This window comes from Streptomyces sp. NPDC001443 (assembly GCF_053597355.1).
This window is the reverse complement of the sequence record NZ_JBSFIA010000042.1, coordinates 1-16,659: the sequence shown is the minus strand read 5'-3', so window position 1 is coordinate 16,659 and position 16,659 is coordinate 1. Positions and strand designations below refer to the sequence as shown.

The 16,659-nt window shown below is 69.9% G+C and carries 13 protein-coding genes; 4 read left to right on the top strand and 9 right to left on the bottom strand.

The window, feature by feature from the left end:
* Positions 1-21 precede the first annotated feature (21 nt).
* From ACWC24_RS33530 to ACWC24_RS33515, 4 genes are read right to left on the bottom strand one after another with little or no spacing between them, the layout of a single operon-like run.
* Positions 22-2,040, bottom strand: coding sequence for an acetoacetate--CoA ligase (locus ACWC24_RS33530; RefSeq protein WP_450666678.1), 2,019 nt, complete (start codon positions 2,038-2,040; stop codon positions 22-24).
* Positions 2,037-3,656 (bottom strand): bifunctional 3-(3-hydroxy-phenyl)propionate/3-hydroxycinnamic acid hydroxylase MhpA, encoded by a 1,620-nt coding sequence (gene mhpA / locus ACWC24_RS33525; RefSeq protein WP_450666677.1) that lies wholly within the window; start codon positions 3,654-3,656, stop codon positions 2,037-2,039. Before mhpA ends, ACWC24_RS33530 begins: the two co-directional genes overlap by 4 nt.
* Positions 3,653-4,591, bottom strand: coding sequence for a fumarylacetoacetate hydrolase family protein (locus tag ACWC24_RS33520; protein ID WP_450666676.1), 939 nt, complete (start codon positions 4,589-4,591; stop codon positions 3,653-3,655). Before ACWC24_RS33520 ends, mhpA begins: the two co-directional genes overlap by 4 nt.
* On the bottom strand, positions 4,588-5,733 hold the full coding sequence (locus tag ACWC24_RS33515; RefSeq protein ID WP_450666675.1) for a VOC family protein: 1,146 nt from the start codon (positions 5,731-5,733) through the stop codon (positions 4,588-4,590). The genes ACWC24_RS33520 and ACWC24_RS33515 overlap by 4 nt, the downstream gene beginning before the upstream one ends.
* 137 nt (positions 5,734-5,870) lie before the next feature.
* On the opposite strand from ACWC24_RS33515, the gene ACWC24_RS33510 reads away from it, so the two are divergent.
* Complete coding sequence (locus tag ACWC24_RS33510) at positions 5,871-6,506, top strand: TetR family transcriptional regulator (protein WP_450666674.1); 636 nt, start codon at positions 5,871-5,873, stop codon at positions 6,504-6,506.
* A 409-nt stretch (positions 6,507-6,915) separates the two neighbouring features.
* Here ACWC24_RS33510 and ACWC24_RS33505 read toward each other — a convergent pair whose 3' ends face one another.
* Together ACWC24_RS33505 and ACWC24_RS33500 are read right to left on the bottom strand one after the other, a co-directional pair.
* Positions 6,916-7,962, bottom strand: coding sequence for a zinc-binding dehydrogenase (locus ACWC24_RS33505; RefSeq protein WP_450666673.1), 1,047 nt, complete (start codon positions 7,960-7,962; stop codon positions 6,916-6,918).
* Positions 7,963-8,098: 136 nt separating this feature from the next.
* Positions 8,099-11,320 (bottom strand): bifunctional cytochrome P450/NADPH--P450 reductase, encoded by a 3,222-nt coding sequence (locus ACWC24_RS33500; protein ID WP_450666672.1) that lies wholly within the window; start codon positions 11,318-11,320, stop codon positions 8,099-8,101.
* 197 nt (positions 11,321-11,517) lie between these two features.
* Between ACWC24_RS33500 and ACWC24_RS33495 the strand changes: the two genes are divergently transcribed.
* Together ACWC24_RS33495 and ACWC24_RS33490 are read left to right on the top strand one after the other, a co-directional pair.
* The gene (locus tag ACWC24_RS33495; RefSeq protein WP_450666671.1) at positions 11,518-12,177 is read left to right on the top strand and encodes a TetR/AcrR family transcriptional regulator; all 660 of its coding nucleotides are present in this window, start codon (positions 11,518-11,520) and stop codon (positions 12,175-12,177) included.
* A 177-nt stretch (positions 12,178-12,354) separates the two neighbouring features.
* Positions 12,355-12,537: a hypothetical protein gene (locus ACWC24_RS33490; RefSeq protein ID WP_450666670.1), complete on the top strand. Its 183-nt coding sequence runs from the start codon at positions 12,355-12,357 to the stop codon at positions 12,535-12,537.
* 613 nt (positions 12,538-13,150) lie between these two features.
* On the opposite strand, the gene ACWC24_RS33485 is transcribed toward ACWC24_RS33490, so the two are convergent.
* Positions 13,151-13,570, bottom strand: a complete 420-nt coding sequence (locus ACWC24_RS33485; RefSeq protein WP_450666669.1) for an SsgA family sporulation/cell division regulator — start codon at positions 13,568-13,570, stop codon at positions 13,151-13,153.
* Positions 13,571-14,801: 1,231 nt separating this feature from the next.
* Here ACWC24_RS33485 and ACWC24_RS33480 point away from each other — a divergent pair.
* Positions 14,802-15,122 carry a transposase gene (locus ACWC24_RS33480; protein ID WP_450666668.1) on the top strand — a complete coding sequence of 107 codons (321 nt, stop codon included), beginning with the start codon at positions 14,802-14,804 and terminating at the stop codon, positions 15,120-15,122.
* On the opposite strand, the gene ACWC24_RS33475 is transcribed toward ACWC24_RS33480, so the two are convergent.
* Both ACWC24_RS33475 and ACWC24_RS33470 read right to left on the bottom strand, forming a co-directional pair.
* Entirely contained in the window at positions 15,073-16,023 is a 951-nt protein-coding gene (locus ACWC24_RS33475) for a LysR family transcriptional regulator (RefSeq protein ID WP_450666667.1), read from the bottom strand. The genes ACWC24_RS33480 and ACWC24_RS33475 overlap by 50 nt on opposite strands.
* A 106-nt stretch (positions 16,024-16,129) precedes the next feature.
* A partial coding sequence (locus tag ACWC24_RS33470; RefSeq protein ID WP_450666666.1) for a transposase occupies positions 16,130-16,659 on the bottom strand: 530 nt, incomplete at its 5' end.

Sequence of the window (16,659 nt, the reverse complement as noted above, 5' to 3'; positions counted from 1 at the left end):
GCCGGTGGTTCCGTGGCTGGCTCATGTCTGGTGCGCATACCGCTTGTTCCGCTCCACGCCCAGGGAGGCGAAGTAGGCGATCAGGTCGGGATTGTCGACCGCTGCGGGGTTCAGGACCTGCTCGGCGGGGACACCCTGGAGCAGGCGCTTGACGGGGACCTCGAGCTTCTTGCCGGTCTTCGTGTGCGGGAGCGCCGGTACAGCGATGATCTCGTCAGGCACGTGGCGGGGTGAGGTGCCGGCGCGGATCGCGCCGCGAATCCGGTCACGCAGGGGATCGTCCAGGCCGATCCCGTCGGCGAGGACCACGAAGAGCGGCATCCAGTAGCCGCCCTCGGGTTCCTCCGCGCCGATGACGAGGGCCTCGGTGATCTCCGGGAAGCGTTCGACGATGTCGTGGATGTCGGCACTGCCCAGGCGCACGCCGTTGCGGTTGAGGGTGGCGTCGGAGCGGCCGTGCACGATCACCGAGCCGTGCGAGGTGAGGGTGCTCCAGTCGCCGTGGCGCCACACACCGGGGTAGGTGGCGAAGTACGCGTCGCGGTAGCGGGTGCCGTCGGGGTCGTTCCAGAAGGACAGCGGCATGGACGGCATGGGACGGGTCACGACCAGTTCGCCGACCTGGTCGAGGACAGGGATGCCGTCGGCGTCGTAGGCGGCCAGGGCGACGCCCAGGTTGGGGGCGGACAGCTCCCCCGCCCAGACGGGGGTCGTGGAAGCGCTGCCGGCGAAGCCGGAGACGATGTCCGTGCCGCCGCTGGTGGATGCCAGCTGGACGTCCGCGCCCACGTGGTCACGGACCCAGGGGTAGGCGGAGGCGGGCAGCGCGGAGCCGGTGCAGCCGATGACCCGGAGGGCCGACAGGTCGTGCACGGAGGGTTCGATGCCGAGTTTGGCCATGGCCAGCAGGTACTGGGGACTGGTGCCGAAGACGGTGACGTTGTGACGGGCCGCCAACTCCCACAGGAGGTCCGGACGCGCCTGCGGTGCCGGGCTGCCGTCGTAGGTGCACGTGGTGGCGCCGGTCAGGAGGGTGGAGACGACCAGGTTCCACATCATCCAGTGGGTGGTGGTGTACCACAGCAGGCGGTCCCCCATGCCCAGGTCGGTGTGCAGGCCGAGGGTCTTGAGGTGTTCGAGCAGCACGCCGCCGTGACCGTGGACGATGCCTTTGGGCAGTCCGGTGGTGCCGGAGGAGAACACGACCCACAAGGGATGGTCGAACGGCACCGGGGCGATGGCGAGGCATTCGGCGCGGCCGGCCGCGTCCTCCCAGGGAACCGTCAGCCTGGTGTGCCTGTCCTCGGGCCAGGCCAGGCCCACGTGGTCCACGAGCACCGTGGCCTTCAGCGTCGGCAGGGCGGCGGCGAGTTCGAGCGATGCGGCGCGGCGGTCGTGTGTGGTGCCGTTGAAGAGATAGCCGTCAGCGGCGAACAGAACCGTGGGCTGGAGCTGGGCGAAGCGGTCGGCGGCGGCCTTGGGCGCGTAGTCCTGCCCGCACACCGACCACACCGCGCCCAGGCTCGCGGTGGCGAGGAAGGCGATGACGGCGTGGGGTGTGTTGGGCAGGTAGCCCACCACCCGGTCGCCCTGTCCGATGCCCAGCTCGCGCAGGCTGGCGGCGACGGAGGCGACCCGGGCGCGCAGTTCCCGGCCCGTGATCTCATAGCCGGCTCCGCTCTCGTCCAGGGCGGTGATCGCGGGAGCGTCCGGCTGCAGGTTGCGCAGCGCGTGATGGGTGTAGTTCAGGGTGGCGCCGGGGAACCAGCGGGCGCCGGGCATGGTCTCCTCGGCCAGCACCTGCTCGTACGGAGTCGTCGCGTCGATGTCGAAGTACTCCCAGACCGCGGCCCAGAACCCTTCGAGGTCGGTGACGGACCACTGGTACAGGGCTCGGTAGTCCGTGGGGTCCTGGATTCCTTCGGCGCCCCGGTGCCGGGCCGCCCATCGGGCGAAGTCCGCGATGCGGCTGTGGGCGGCGGACGTCGGGTCGGGGGTGAAGAAGGGTTCCGGGTACGGCGCGGGGTGCGGGGTGGTCATGGTGTCGTGCTCCTCGTCAGGCGGGCCGTGTGCAGCAGGGGCGCCCAGGCGACGGTGTCCGTGAAGTCGCCGGTGCCGGCCGGGACGGTGTCCGTCACCACGCGGTCGGGGCGCAGCAGGACGGCGTCGGCACGGCCGCGTGCCAGCCAGTCGGCCAGGGTGCCGTCGTCGCCCAGGTCGTCGACCTGGATCGTCGGGGCGCCCAGTGCCGTGGCCACGGCTGTCATCTGCGCCGTGGGCGGCACAGCGGTCAGGACGGCGAAGGAGTCCCCGAGGACGTCGTCGAGGCGCACTCGGCTGCCGTGTTGCCGTACCCAGGGCTGCGGGCAGAAGGTTCCGGCGAGCATGCGGCCGGTCAGCCTGGGGCGGCGCCTTACGAGCGGACCGGCGGTCAGGGCGGGGCTGAGGTCACGGCTGACCGCCGCGGTCACGCCGGGGATGCGGCAGACCGTGCCCACGACGGCCCGGCGCAAGGCCGCACCGCGGTCCTGTCCGCCGGTCATGGCCCAGCCGACGGCGACCGCCACGCGGATGACATGGCGGGCGTGCGGTTTGCGCTCGCGTTCGTAGGTGTCCAGGAGCCCATCGTGTGCGCCCTGCTGGAGCACGCGGGCGAGTTTCCAGGTGAGGTTGTGGGCGTCGCGCAGGCCCGCGCACAGGCCCTGCCCGACGAAGGGCGGGGTGAGGTGGGCGGCGTCGCCCAGCAGGAAGACGCGCCCTCGGCGCCACCGGTCGGCAAGGCGGGCCCGGAAGGTGTACTGCGCCTGCCGCAGCACCTCGAAGTCGTCGCCCTGTGAGGCGTCGGGCGGCAGGTCCACCCAGGGGGCGACCAGCGCGCGCAGGCGCTCCCATCCGTCCGGGCCGTCCAGGTGCTGATCGTCGGCCAGCCGGAACTCCCAGCGGTAGCGGTCCTCGCCGACGCGCATGAAGGTGGCCGGCCGGGTGGGGGAGCAGATCTGCTCGGCTCCCTCCCAGGTGCGCACCGGGCGGCTGGTGCGCACGTCGATGACCCGCCAGCTCTCCTCGAAGCGCAGGTCCTCCCAGACGGAGCCGATGGCGTCACGGGTGAGACTGCCCGCACCGTCGCAGCCGAGGACGGCGTCGGCCCACAGGTGCTCCTCCTCGTCGCTGCCGTCGCGACGGAAGGTGACCCGGACCGGGCCCGTCTGATCACTCGGTTCGTGGGTGTCCCGTACGACGGACTGGGTGATGGACACGGCCTCCACCCCGCTGCGCAGCTCGCATTCCGGGCGCTGCGCCAGAGCGTCGCGCAGCAGGCGTTCCAGGTCGGGCTGGTCGAACATGCTGGTCTGCGGGAAGCCGTGGTGTCCGTGCATGGACCGGGGGAACTCGGTGATCACGCGGCGCCGGGCGTCCAGGAGCCGCAGCCCGGGCGCCGGGCGCGCGAGCGCGGCGAATTCCTCGTGGACACCGATACTCTGCAGGATCCGGCGGATCTCGTCGTCCACGACGACGGCGCGCGGCAGGGGGTAGATGTCCCCGTGGCGTTCGAGGAGCACGCTGCGCACGCCGTGACGGGCGAGCAGAAGGGCGGCTGTGACCCCGACGGGTCCCGCCCCGATGATCACCACCAGCCCTTGGGGTGCGGCCTTCATGGTGCGTCCGTGACGGAGGTGCGCTGATCGCCGAGGTCGATCCGCCCGTCCGGGGTGGAGATCGTGGCGGTGATGAGGTCCCCGTCGCGCAGGTACCGGGGGTTCTTGGCCTGACTCTTGAAGAATGCCTTCCATTTCAGTGCGGGCGGCAGCAGCGCACCGATCTTCTCGGCCGGCTTGGGCGGTGCCTTCAGGGCAGTGCCGCCGGGGGTGCCGGTCAGCAGCAGGTCACCCGGATCGAGGGTCTGGAAACGGGCGAGCAGGGTCAGCGCCTGTGCCGGGCGGACGATCATGTCGGCCAGCGTGCGGTCCTGGCGCTGCACGCCGTTGACCGACAGCCGCAGCCGCAGGTTGAGCAGATGGGCGAAGTCCTCGGACTCCAGCAGGGCCAGGTGGGGCCCCGTCGGTGTGAAGGTCGGATAGGACTTGCTCTCGTAGAACTGGGTCTTGGTCAGCTGGACGTCGCGGGCGCTGACGTCGTTGGTGAGGACGAGGCCGGCGACGTAGCGCGGCAGGTCCTGTTCCTCGACGACGGTTCCCACGGGCAGGGTCGCGCCCATGACGAGGCCGAGTTCCACCTCGTAGTCGAGGAACTTCACATGCGCGGGGCGGATGATCGTGTCGTGGGGGCCGCTGACCGAGCCGGACGCCTTACGGAAGAAGGTGGGCGGGATGTCGCCGGTGAAGCCTGAATCCTTGGCGTGGCTGCGGTAGTTGACCATCTGGGCGACCACCCGGCACGGGGTGGTGACCGGAGACAGCACCGCCAGGTCGGCGACGGGCGTGCCGCTCTCGGCGGAAGCGGCGGCTTCGCGGACCGCGTCGCGGTCGGCGAGCAGCTCGGCGGTGGTGACGGCCTTGGTCTCGATGCGGAAGGCGCGTTCGCCCCGGACGGCCCACCAGCCGTCGGTGGTACGCAGAACGTTGGTGCTCATGAGCTCATCGCTTTCATCAGGCCCAGCAGGCGTGCGGGATCCAGTTCGTTCTCGCCGCGCAGGGCCGTCATGACCTCGCGCAGCTTTGCGGGAGAGGGGCTGGCGCCCAGGAAGTCGCGGGTGACCGGCGGGCCCCACTGGGCCAGGCCGCTCGCCGACATCGGTGCCCAGCCGGGCTCCAGGTCGCAGGTGAAGAGGTCGCCGTCGGCGAAGTGCTCCAGCATGAAGTGGTCGGGGTCGCGCCAGTAGTCGAACAGCTGACTGCCCTGGATGTGCCGGCCGATACCCCAGCTGCGTCGGTAGCCGCGCTCGGCGAGGTACTCCCCGCCGGCGGCGATCGCGTCGAGGTCGGTGACCTGGTAGGCCGAGTGGACGTACCCGGTTCCGGGCCCCAGGTGCAGGGCCAGTGTGTGGTGGTCGACGGCAACGCTCCCCTGGTCGCACCGGATGAACGCCATCGTCGGCCCGCGCTCGCGCTGTCCGTCCAGGAACAGGAAGTCGGACACGATCAACCCGAGGGTGTCCAGGTACCAGTCCAGGGTGCGGACGAACACTCGGGTCTCCAGCACCACATGGCCCAGCCGCTGGATACGGGACGGCTCACGCGGCGGACGCTGGGGGGCGTTCGTACGACGGTGATCCGTACCGGAGTTGAGGATCAGCGGCTCTTGCCCGGGCAGGGCGGGCAACTGCTCGGCGCAGTGCACGACCTGGACCGGCAGGCCCGAGGGATCGAGCAGGGCGACCGACTGCCCGCCACCCGGTACGCCGATGTCACGGACGGTATTGCCGGTGGCGCGGGCCAGCCGGTCCAGGTCGGCCCGCTCGGCCACGCGGAACGCCGGGCCGATGAACCGGGACGCACGCCCTTGCCGGATGACCATGCAGGGTGAGCCTGCGAAGGTGCCGCGCAGCCACAGCTCCCCCGCGGTGCGGGCGGCGATCGCGAACCCGAAGTCACGGGCGAAGGCCTCGGCCCGGTCCAGGTCCGGCTTCTCGAACTCGAGCCAGGCCAGATCCTCCACCTTGATCACGGGATTGCGGGAACGTCCGGGGTGCTCCGCGCGCAGGGCGCCCCGCTCACTGTGGAGGCCTTCGTGGGGCGTCCGGGCGGCGGCCCTGTCGACGGGGGTGTGGGACATGGTGTCCTCCAAGCAACACTGCTGTAATGAGGAAATCATCAACATTGGCGTTACTCATCGTCAATAGGGTGGACCCAAATAATTGATGATCTCATCAGTAATGGCAGCCTCATCGCTGCGGTTGTTACACTCGCGGCATGCCGACGTCAGCCCCGCCCAAGAACCGCTTCGAGCGGCGCCGAGCCGAAACCCGCCAGGCCCTCGTCCGTGCGGCCCGGCAGATCCTCGCGGAGACCGGGGACACCAGCGCCAGCATCCAGGCCATCGCCGAACGCGCGGACGTCGGTTTCGGCTCCTTCTACAACCACTTCGAGTCCAAGACCGAACTGTTCGACGCCGCGGTGACAGACGCCCTGGAGGAGTTCGGACAGGCGATAGACAGGTGCGTACAGGCGATCGACGACCCGGCCGAGCTCGTCGCCGCAGGCTTCCGGCTCACCGCCCGCATGGCCGACTCCCACCCTGAACTCATGCGGATCCTGCGCGACCGCGGTCTGGCCTACATCCACTCCGTCCGCGGACTCGCCCCAAGAGCGCTGCGCGATCTGGAGAACGGCATCGTCTCGGGCCGCTTCACGTGCGGCAACGCGACCACCGCCCTGTCCGCACTGGGCGGCACCCTGCTGTCCCTCGTGGCGCTGCGGCTGGCCCGCCCCGACCTCGACGGGGACGAAGCCGCCTCCGACCTGGCGGAGATGGTCCTGCGCATGCTCGGCATCCCTGCGGACGAGGCCCACGAGGTCACCCGGCGCCCCCTGCCCAGCCTCGGCTGACCCGAGCACCGGGTGCACCGGCCCCGCGGACAGCAAGGACCGCAGGCGTCACCCCGCCCGCGGCCGGCCGCACGGACCGTGGACCTCCACCCCGACCGACCCGTGAGAACAGCCCCCTTGCGAAGACCGCGCAGCCGGCCGGACGCAGCCGCCGAGGCGTCACGGTCCACCAGGGCGGCGTAGCGTCAACGGCTGGACTTCACCGCGGACAGTATTCCGTCCCGTGCCGCGCATGGACTCAGCCCGCGAGCGGACGAGCCGATCCACGACGTGGAGCAGTGCCTGCGTAGCTCTGAGCGCTGGGGTGCAGGGGCCGGGAACGAAAGGCCGTGGGTGCCGACGCCCCCTCTGGCGTCGGCACCCACTCACCCCTGCCCGGGGTGGTCTTGACGAGCTTTCTGTTCAGTTGTCAGGGGACGAGGATGAGGCGGATCGGGTCGCCGATCTTGTTCTCCAGGCGATTGACCGCGTCGGCGGCTTCGGCGAGCGGGATGTGGTCGGTGATGGAGGGGGCCAGGTCGAGACGGCCGACCTCGGCAAGCCGGACCAGCTCCGTGACGGACTCGGGGGTGCCGCCGTAGTGGCCGCGTACCTGCTTGCCCAGGTAGTTGAAGGTCAGACCCTCGCTGATGGTGATCGGCCTGGGGCTGATGCCGACCAGGATGAGGACGCCGTTCAGGCCGAGCGCGGCGGCGGCCTGCTCACGGACCGCCGGCGCGCCGGCACAGTCGAAGGCGAAGTCCAGGCCCCGTCCGCCGGTGGCCGCGCGGACCTGGTCGGCGAAGTCGTCGGCGGCCGGGTCCAGGGCGAGATCCGCGCCGAAGGCCAGGGCACGCTCCCGGGCGCAGGGCAGCGGGTCGACGGCGATGATCGGCGCGGCACCGGCCAGGCGGGCGACGCGGACGTTGTGGGCGCCGACACCGCCCACGCCCCAGATTCCGACGGACTGTGCGGGGCGCACCGCGGCGGTGGCGACGACGGCGGCGTAGGGGGTGGAGACCGCGTCGGGGATGATCGCGGCCTGGTCGAAGGGGAGGTTGTCGGGGATGGGGATGAGGGTGTCCTCGCGGGCGAGGGTGTACTGGGCCCAGCCGCCGTCGTAGTCGATGCCGGCGGTGCGCATCTGTATGCAGGGGCGGCGGCGCACGCAGCCGGCGCACTGGCCGCAGGTCTTGCCGGCCTCCAGGGTGACGCGGGTTCCGGCGGTCAGACCGCGCTTGAGGTCCGGGCCCAGGGTGTGGATGACACCGGAGACTTCGTGGCCGACGGTGACCGTGTCGGAGGTGGCGAACAGCGGGACGAGGGAGCCGTCGATGAGGTGGACGTCCGAGAGACAGACGCCCGCGGCCTTGACCTCGATGAGGACCTCGCCCGGGCCGGGCACGGGGATGGCGACCTCCTCCACGGCGAACTTCTTGCTGTCCAGGTGGAAGCGTCCGGCGAGCATGGTGTCCATGGTGCTCTGCTTTCTGTCAGCGGCACTTGCGGCGCTCCAGACCGTCGGGTGCCGCGTGGTGTGTCGAATTCGGGGATGGGTGGTGGCCGGGAGGATGCGGGCGTCGGGAGCACCGCACCCTCCCTGCGGCTGAGGGTCAGGCGAAGACGTCCTGCTGGTAGCGCTCGTCGGCTTCGAGACGGGCGAGCCACTGCTGGGCGGCCTCGTCGTCGCTGCCGGTGTGCCGGCGGTAGACGGCAGCGAGCGCCTCGCGCACGGCGGGGGCCATGCGGCGGCCGTCCCCGCAGACGTAGATGTACGCGCCGTCCTGGATGGCCTGCCACACCGTGTCGGCGGCGCCTGCGATGGCGTCCTGGACGAACCGGGCCGGATGGCCGGCCACTGCGGAGAAGGCGGTGTGCACCTGGGCGATCCCGGCCTGCTCCCAGTCCTGCATCTCCTGCCGGTAGAAGTAGTCGTGCTCCGGGTGACGGCAGCCGACGAAGACCTGGGACAGGCCCACCCGGGTGCCGTTCGCGTGCTGGTGGGCACGCTCCTCCAGGAAGCCGCGCAGCGGCGCGATGCCGGTCCCGGGGCCAATGAGGATCAGCGGCGTGGCGGGGTCGGCCGGCGGGGCGAAGGTCGGGGAGGGTACACGCACGTAGCCGTAGAGGACGTCTGCGGGCTTGAGGCCTGCGATGTAGGAGGAGCAGGTGCCGCGGTATCGGCCGTCGCCGGACAGGGCCGGGCCTTCCAGCAGGCCGACGGTCAGGCGTACGTGGCGCGGGTTGGCCAGGGGGGCGGAGGAGATGGAGTAGAACCGCGGGCGGATCGGGCCCGTCATCTCCAGGAAGACCGCCATCGGCAGTTCGACCGCGGGGAAGCGTTCCAGCAGGTTGAGCACGGAGACACGCTTGCCCAGGATCTCGCTCTGGTAGCGCCCCTCGGCCTCGGTGGTGTCAGCCGCGTAGGCCTGCAGCTGCGGCCGGGTCCACGGGCACTGGGTGTGCTCGGCCAGCGTCCGTATCTGGGAGCGGGTGGCCACGTCCTGCAGTTCCACGAACTCGGTGAACAGCAGGCCTGCGGTGACGGGGGTGCCCACCGGGAGGTGGGTGCGGCCGCCGGCGGGCTGGTCCAGGCGCAGGACCTGGTCGCGGTCGACACCGAGCCGCGCGAGGGTGCGGGTCACGAGCGCGGGCTCGTTCTTGGCGAAGACGGCCAAGTGGTTGCCGGTGTCGTAGGTGACACCGTCGGGGAGTTCGATGGTGAGGGACTTCGCGGCCGGGCGCGGCGGTTCGACGCTGAAGTCCCACAGGCCGGTCGGGTCGTCGACGAGTTCCTCGTTGGCCACGACCGTGAGGGGGTAGGCCTGCTCGGAGACGATCGCGGGGCGCACGTCGGCCTCGGTGAGCAGCTGGACCTGGAAGCGCGGCCCGGTGGTGGCGGAGGTGTCGGCGGCGTACTCCTCCGCCAGGGTGGACCACAGGGTGTCCATCCAGCGGCTGGCCATGCCGTCGAAGTCACCGGCGGCATCCGCGATGCCGCGCTCGATGACGCGGGTGGCGCCGGCGGCCAGCAGACCCTCCTCGATCCGCTTGGGGAAGGCCTGGTAGGTGGCCACCCACTGGGTGTTGCCGGCCCCCAGCAGCGCCAGACGCACTTGGGACAGCGAGCCCTCCGGCAGTCCTGTGGCGAGCAGATCGTCGAAACGCTGCGCGTTGTCCGGGGCTTTGCCGTTGTAGCTGGAGGCCACGACGACGAGCAGGCCCTCGGTGGGCAGGTTGTCGCCCAGCTCGTCCAGGCCGACCAAGGTGGTGGCGAACCCGGAACGCTCCCCGCGGTCGGCGATGGTGCGCGCCAGGTCCTCGCACGCGCCGAGGCTGGAGCCGTAGGCGACGGTCAGGTTCACCCCCACACCGCTGACCGCGGCCTGTGCCTGCGTGTCGTCGCTCTGCAGGTCCGCGGTGCCGAAGACGGTCCGCTCGTGTTCCTGGCGGGAGCGCACGACCAGCTGGAAGTCGCCGGGCTTGCGCGTCAGCGCCTCCCGCACGTCCATCTGATAGTCGCTGGTGTCGGAGAACTTGAACTTCTGCAGCACCAGGGCGAGGGCCAGGCGGGCCTCGGTGAGCGCGAACTGCCGGCCGATGCAGGCACGCACACCGTTGCCGAACGGCTTGTAGGCATGCGGGTGGTGGTTGATCCGGTTCTCCGGCAGCCACCGGTTGATGTCGAACTCCTCCGGCCGCTCCCACGCCTTGGGGTGGGTGTGCAACGGGCCTTCGAGGATGTTGACCCTGGTTCCCTTCTTCAGCTCGTAGCAGCCGCCGATGACGGTGTCCTCCAGCGGTGACTTGCCGATCAGCGGGATGGGAGCCCACAGGCGCAGGGTCTCCTCCAGGATGCGGGGGATGACGTCCATCTGCATGATCGTGTCGTAGTCCGGGACCGTGTCGCCCGGCATCAGCCGGTCCACCTCGGCGTAGGCCTGGGCCAGGATGTGCGGGTTGCGCATCAGCGAGTAGGTGGCGAACGACAGCAGGCCACTGGTGGTCTCGTGACCGGCGATCAGGAACGTCACCACCTGGTCACGGACGTTGCCGTCGTCCAGCCCCTTGCCGGTGTCCGGGTCCGTGGCCTCCAGCATCAGACCCAGCAGGTCGCCCTCACCCGTGCCCGTCCCCTCACGGCGCTCCTTGATCACGCTTTGGACCAGGTCCCGCATCAGCTGGATGTTCTCGCGGTACTTCCGGTCGTCCGCCTTGCGGAGCCTGGTCATCATCGGCAGCTCCTGCGAGCGCCGCAGCGACTCCACGAGCGCTTCCAGCAGCGCGTTGAGGAAGGGGTGCAGATCCTCCTTGGCGAAGGAGTCGAAGCGGTAGCCGAACCCCGACAGGGCGATGGTGTCCAGGGTGAGCCGGGTGTAGTCGTCGGTGATGTTGACCGGCCGGCCCTCCTGGCCCTCCCACTTGCCCACCAGGTTCTGGGCGATCTCGAGCATCTGCCCGTAGTAGGCCTTCATGGCCCGCTGGCTGAAGGCCGGGAGGAGGATCCGGTGCGCCATGCCCCATTCCTCCTCGTGCTGGTGGGCCGTGAACAGGCCCGCACCCGTGAAGTCCCGGACATGGTTCAGCGGCGTCTTCTCGATCTGCTTGTAGAACCGTGTCTCGTCGCAGACCTCGGCCACCAGGTCCGGGTCCCAGACGAAGACCTGCTCGATGCCGGCGATCTCCATGCCGTAGAGCCCCTCGGGGAACTGCTTGGACAGCCTGCCGAAGTACTCCACCGGGTTGGTGCCGGGGATCTGCGGCGTGTGGCCGAGGATCGGGACCCCGCGCGGAGACCTGATGGGACGCAGGCCGGTCTCGGGCTGTGTGGTCATGGCTTGCTCCTTTGTGCGGGGAAGGGATGGCATACGCCGGCGGAGAGCGGATCACCACGGAAACATACGCCGTATGGAATTAGAACCATACGCCGTACGGAAAGTCAACCGCAACCCGCGGCGGCACAGGCGGCGGTGGGTCACCGCACGGCCGGGCCGACTTCCATACGCTGTACGAAACTGATACCGTACGGAGTATGGAAAAGGCGAAGCGCCCCCCGAGGGGAACGAGGAAGAGGGCGGTACCCCTGACGGAGGCCGGCATCTACGGCGCCGCCCTGCAGCTCATCGACGCGGACGGGGTCGAGGCGCTCACCATGCGCAAACTCGCCACCGAGCTCGACGCGAACCCGATGTCGCTGTACCACCACGTGCCGAACAAGGACGCCCTGCTGCGCGGTGTGGCGCGAATGGTCGGCGCCCAGTTCCGCACGGTGACACTGCAGGACGCTCCCTGGCAGGAGCGCATGCGCCTGCTCGCCACGGATTTCCGGACGCTGGCGCACCGCCACCCCAAACTCATGACCTACTCGTTCAGCCACCAGGCGGACTTCATCCAGCCCGAAGACCCGTTCTGGGTCGCGCTCGCCGCGATCCTGGAGGCCGCTGCGGTGCCGCGCTCGGAGCTCCCGCAGGTCGCCGCTCTCGTGTGCGCCGTCATCACCGGTGTCCTCACCGCCGAGCTCAACGGCGCGCTCCACCAGTGGTCGAGCCTCAAGCCCCCCGCCGTCGGCGACGACGGGCTCCCCCGCCCGGACCACGACGAGAACCGCGTCTTCCGCCTGGCACTGGACACGATCATCATGGGCCTGGAGAGCCGGCTCGCCGATGACGGCGGCCAGGGCGTCCGCCGGTGATGGTGCAGTCCAGAAGCGCCGCGGCCTGAGGAGGCATCCTTCACCGGTGCTCTGCGAGGACGCCTCGGCCTTCAGACCGGGGAGGAATCGGACTCCTGCGGAGCAGGGCAGGGAAAACCGCAGCGCCCTCCTGCGACCCGGCGCCTGTCACCGTGGCGCAGGCTTCGCTCTCGGTGCGTGGACGGGATACTGACCGAGGCGCGAGGTGCGGCGGTATGGCTGCGTGAGAGCCGTTCGGTGCCGCAGCAGCAGACGTTCCGGGACTTCACCGCGTCCCGTGCCAAGGCGCTCAAGGACATCAAGGCCAGGATGTCGGTGCGGCAGCGGGCCGGGATGCCCCGGATCAAGCGCAAGGCGTGAGGCGCCGGTTTCGCCGACGTACACGCGGCGCGGCTTGCGCCTCAAGGACGGGCGCCTGCACCTGGTCGGCAACATCGCGATGACCGTGGCGCGGTCGCGCAACCCGCCCGCCGAGCCGACGTCGGTGCGGGTGCACCGCGACGGCCTCGGCCACTGGTACGCATCCTTCGGTGGTTCACGTGCGGCGCCAGGGCGGCAGCGTCCGTCCCCGGCCAGGAATCTGGACGGTGCGGCTCGGTCGCACCATGGGACCCTGCGCACGACCTATGGGACCCTGCGCACGACCGGGTCGGCGAGCCGCAGGCGCGGCGGCAGTCCTGCGGACGGTGCCCCCGGATACGCGCCGCTCTGCACGTCGTCGGCATCCCGACAGGAAGTGAGTACGCAAAGCACGTGGATCACATCCCGGAAGCTGCGGGCACCATCCAGGCGCCGGATGTGGCGAGTCCGTGGTCGGCCGATACCGGGAGGACCCAGATCTTCCGGTAGGCGGCAAGCACCTCAGGGCTGCGCAGTGTGCAGACACGAAGCCGGTAGCCCTGACATGAGTCCCCTTCCCTCTTCTACGGCCGGGCCAAAGGTCTCCGGCCGCACGGCGGCCGGGAAGCGTTGCTCAGCCCGTTGCGAACAGGTTCGCCAGTTCGAGATCCCAGTCGATGTGTCCGGACTCCGTGCCCCGTGGCACAAGCGCCTGTGTGTCCTCCAGGAAGGCCTTGACGTCCTGCACGGGAACCTCGAGCAAGGCGGTGTCCGCGGGAGAGCCGAGGACGATGTACATCGCTTGGTCACCAGGGCCTGCGGTCGGCCAGATCCGGATGTCACCAGAGCCTGCGGAGCACGTCAGACCATCGGCCAGAAGGTCGCGCCCCAGGACCCATTCGGCCAGTTCGTCGGTGTCGGTGGAAAAGGCGGCACGGACGACATAGGGATCGGTGGGCTCGTAGCGCAGACTCATACGCATGGGCAGCGTGTACGTGCGCGCGACGACGAGCTGTATAGCCACCCTCCGCATGACGGTCTTCACAGAATCCATCGGCTTCTCCCTCCTGCCTCGGCGGCGGTCAGCGACCGCTGGTCTCGTCCCGGCAGCCGCGGCAGCCGCGAACCTCGCCCCCGGAGTGGTCCGTCAGTTAGCCGACACCGCGGCCCCACCGGTCGTCGTCGGCGTCGGCGCTGAACACCGGCGTGGGATGCGCGCGGACGCAGAAGCCGCAGCCGAAACGGGGATCCCGGCGCCCAGAGCGGCGACAATCGCGGCAGCCGGGGAGGAAGTGGTGACGGCGACGCGCTTCGCGGGGCCCTCATGACCTTCCCTTCACGATCGGTGTGTCTGCATTGATTCGGCCATATCCAGGCGGCGCGCGGCGGTGCCTGGCGTGATCCGAGCAAGCAGTTCCATACATTGTATGGAACTGTCGCTCCAGAATTACCATACGATGTATGGAACTGTCGAGGAAACGACACCGGGCACGCACGACCGCAGCGGCATGGCCTTCGGCCCACATGCACGACCCCCTCGGGCTCGTACCGCAAAGATCAGCCGCACCGGCCGGCATCTGGGCAGCATTCCTCACGCGTTCACTCACTTTTCCCCCTCGGCGCCGCATTCGGATTCACCACCCTTGGACCATGTCGCCGCCCGGGCAGAGCAGCTGCCCGGGACTGCCGTACGACGTGAACCGGCCTGCGGCCTGGTGAACGCATCGACCACGGTCGCGTCGAGCGGTACCGGCTGCCCGTGAAGCCGCCAAACGGAACCAAGGCCCACCTCCGCTCACCTCGCGACGACACGAAGGCCGATAGCGGCTCCACGCACTTCGGCCGGGATCCGCCGCGCGGCGCGAATGAATGCCCGCCGATCCCGGCACGACTACGCCCGGGCACTCCCGATACGGGGGCCGGCACCGGGTGTTCCATCAGGGCCAGCACCTCTGATGAATTCAGCAGCGCATCACCTACGCCGACCTACCAGCCCCGGCTCCACCGGGCGTGACGTGACAGCAACGAGCGATAGGGAGATTTGATCAATTTCGAGGGGCTTGACGACCGAGCGATCTTATCTGATGATTTCATCATAAGTGAACAAAATCATCTATGCCGACAGGTGCCGTGCCGGTGGACTACTCGACCACCGACGAGGTTGCGTCTCCACCTCGCACGCCCAGCACGGCCTGTCCCGCCGAGGGGATCCTCGGCCCCACGGGCCTTCCACCTTGATCGTGGACACCTCGCCACTTGATCTTGAGTCCAGGAGAGGAGTCCCAGTGGGGACCTACAAGTACCCGGCTGAGTCCCGGGCTGACGCTGTCGAACTGGTGCGCTCGGCGGGTCGTCCGGTCTCGCAGATCGCGGCCGAGCTCGGGGTGAATCACGAGACGTTGCGGCAGTGGGTGAAGACCGCTGATAAGGAGGCTCGTCCCGAGGTGGTGATCGAGTCGGTGAAGGACGCCGAGATTGCCGCACTGCGCAAGCAGGTCCGTGAGCTGGAGATGGAACGCGACATCCTGCGCCGGGCGACCGCGGCGCTGCGGGAGATCACCGAAGGGCTGCTGACGCGGCCGACCAGTCGGCCAGGATGTCCTTGACCGTGCCGCGCAGCCAGGCGTGGGCCGGGTCGGCGTCGTGCCGGGGGTGCCAGGCGATGCCCAGGCGCAGCGGGGGCAGGTCGAGCGGGACCTCGAAGACGGCGAGGCCCAGGGTGGCCGCGAGCGACAGGCCCCAGGAGCTGATCAGCCCCACGAGGTCGGTGTCGCGGACCACGAACAGCGAGGCGGGGAAGGTGCCGACGGTGCCCACCACCCGTCGATCGAGGCCGAGTTCGGCGAGCGCGGTGTCGACGGGGCCGTGCAGTTTGCCGCGCCGGGACACGATGAGGTGATCGGCGGCGGCGAACCGCTCGGGCGTCAACTCGCCGTCCAGCAGCGGGTGTCCGGCACGCGCGACACCCACCATGCGGTCCTCGTGCAGGGTTTCGGTGTGCACCTCGGGGGAGGCCGCGTCGATCACCCCGACCTCCAGGTCGGCGGTGCCCTCGCGCAGGAACGGCGCGTCGACGTGGCTCTCGCTGAGGAACCGGATGCGGATACCGGGCGCCTCCTCGGCGGCACGGGCGAAGAGCGCGGCGCCGTACGCGGCGGCGATCGCGTCATGCCCGAGGATCGTGAAGGTCCGCTGGACGGTGCGCAGATCGGCGTCCCGGCCGGGTGCAAACAGGGCGCGGGCGCGCTCGACCACGGCGCCCACCTCGGCCCGTACGGCGAGGGCGTGCGGGGTCGGCACCATCCCTCGCCCGGCGCGCACCAGAACCGGGTCGCCGAGTGCCTTGCGGATACGGCCGAGGGTGCGGCTCATCGCCGGTTCGGACAGATGCAGCCTGCGTGCAGCGCCCTGGACGCTCTGCTCCTCCAGGAGGATGTCGAGCGCGAGCAGCAGATTCAGATCGATGCCGCCGGAACCACCGGATCCCATGGATTGCGTCACGCGCAATTGCCCCTTGCAAAGGTTGCACTGGAAAGCAGGTCTTCGCCGAGCCTACGGTGACAGGGCATCCCGCACCAGCCCGTCGAGCTCCCGGGGAGTCTCAATGTTGAAGTCAAGCCGCTTGCGTGACCGGCGGGGCGGAGGTGAAGACACGTCCGTCACGCAGCAGAGCCCACAGCACGTTCGCCCGTCGCCGGGCCAGGGCGATGACGGCTTGGACGTGCTTGCAGCCCTCGCCGCGCTTTTTGAGGTAGAAATTCCGGTTCGGGCCCTCGCGCATCATGCTGGTCTGCGCGGACATGTAGAACACCCGCCGCAGACGGCGGCTGTAGCGCTTGGGCCGGTGCAGGTTGCCGGTACGACGCCCGGAGTCGCGCGGGACCGGCACGAGCCCGGCCGCAGAGGCGAGGTGGCCGGCGTCCGCGTAGGCCGACAGGTCACCGGCGGCAACGACGAACTCCGCCCCGAGTATCGGACCCATGCCGGGCAGGGACTCGATGACCTCGGCCTGTGGGTGGGCGCGGAATGTATCGCGGATCTGCTTGTCGAGCCGCTTCAACCGGTCGTCCAGGGCCAGGATCTGCGTCGCCAGGTCGGCGACGATCTGCGCGGCGACGTCCTCGCCGGGCAGCGCAGTCTGCT

Bases quoted from the DNA above. Each gene is read 5' to 3' on its own strand.
- ACWC24_RS33530 (WP_450666678.1), bottom strand. From the start codon at position 2,040: ATGACCACCCCGCACCCCGCGCCGTACCCGGAACCCTTCTTCACCCCC.
- mhpA (WP_450666677.1), bottom strand. From the start codon at position 3,656: ATGAAGGCCGCACCCCAAGGGCTGGTGGTGATCATCGGGGCGGGACCC.
- ACWC24_RS33520 (WP_450666676.1), bottom strand. From the start codon at position 4,591: ATGAGCACCAACGTTCTGCGTACCACCGACGGCTGGTGGGCCGTCCGG.
- ACWC24_RS33515 (WP_450666675.1), bottom strand. From the start codon at position 5,733: ATGTCCCACACCCCCGTCGACAGGGCCGCCGCCCGGACGCCCCACGAA.
- ACWC24_RS33510 (WP_450666674.1), top strand. From the start codon at position 5,871: ATGCCGACGTCAGCCCCGCCCAAGAACCGCTTCGAGCGGCGCCGAGCC.
- ACWC24_RS33505 (WP_450666673.1), bottom strand. From the start codon at position 7,962: ATGGACACCATGCTCGCCGGACGCTTCCACCTGGACAGCAAGAAGTTC.
- ACWC24_RS33500 (WP_450666672.1), bottom strand. From the start codon at position 11,320: ATGACCACACAGCCCGAGACCGGCCTGCGTCCCATCAGGTCTCCGCGC.
- ACWC24_RS33495 (WP_450666671.1), top strand. From the start codon at position 11,518: ATGGAAAAGGCGAAGCGCCCCCCGAGGGGAACGAGGAAGAGGGCGGTA.
- ACWC24_RS33485 (WP_450666669.1), bottom strand. From the start codon at position 13,570: ATGGATTCTGTGAAGACCGTCATGCGGAGGGTGGCTATACAGCTCGTC.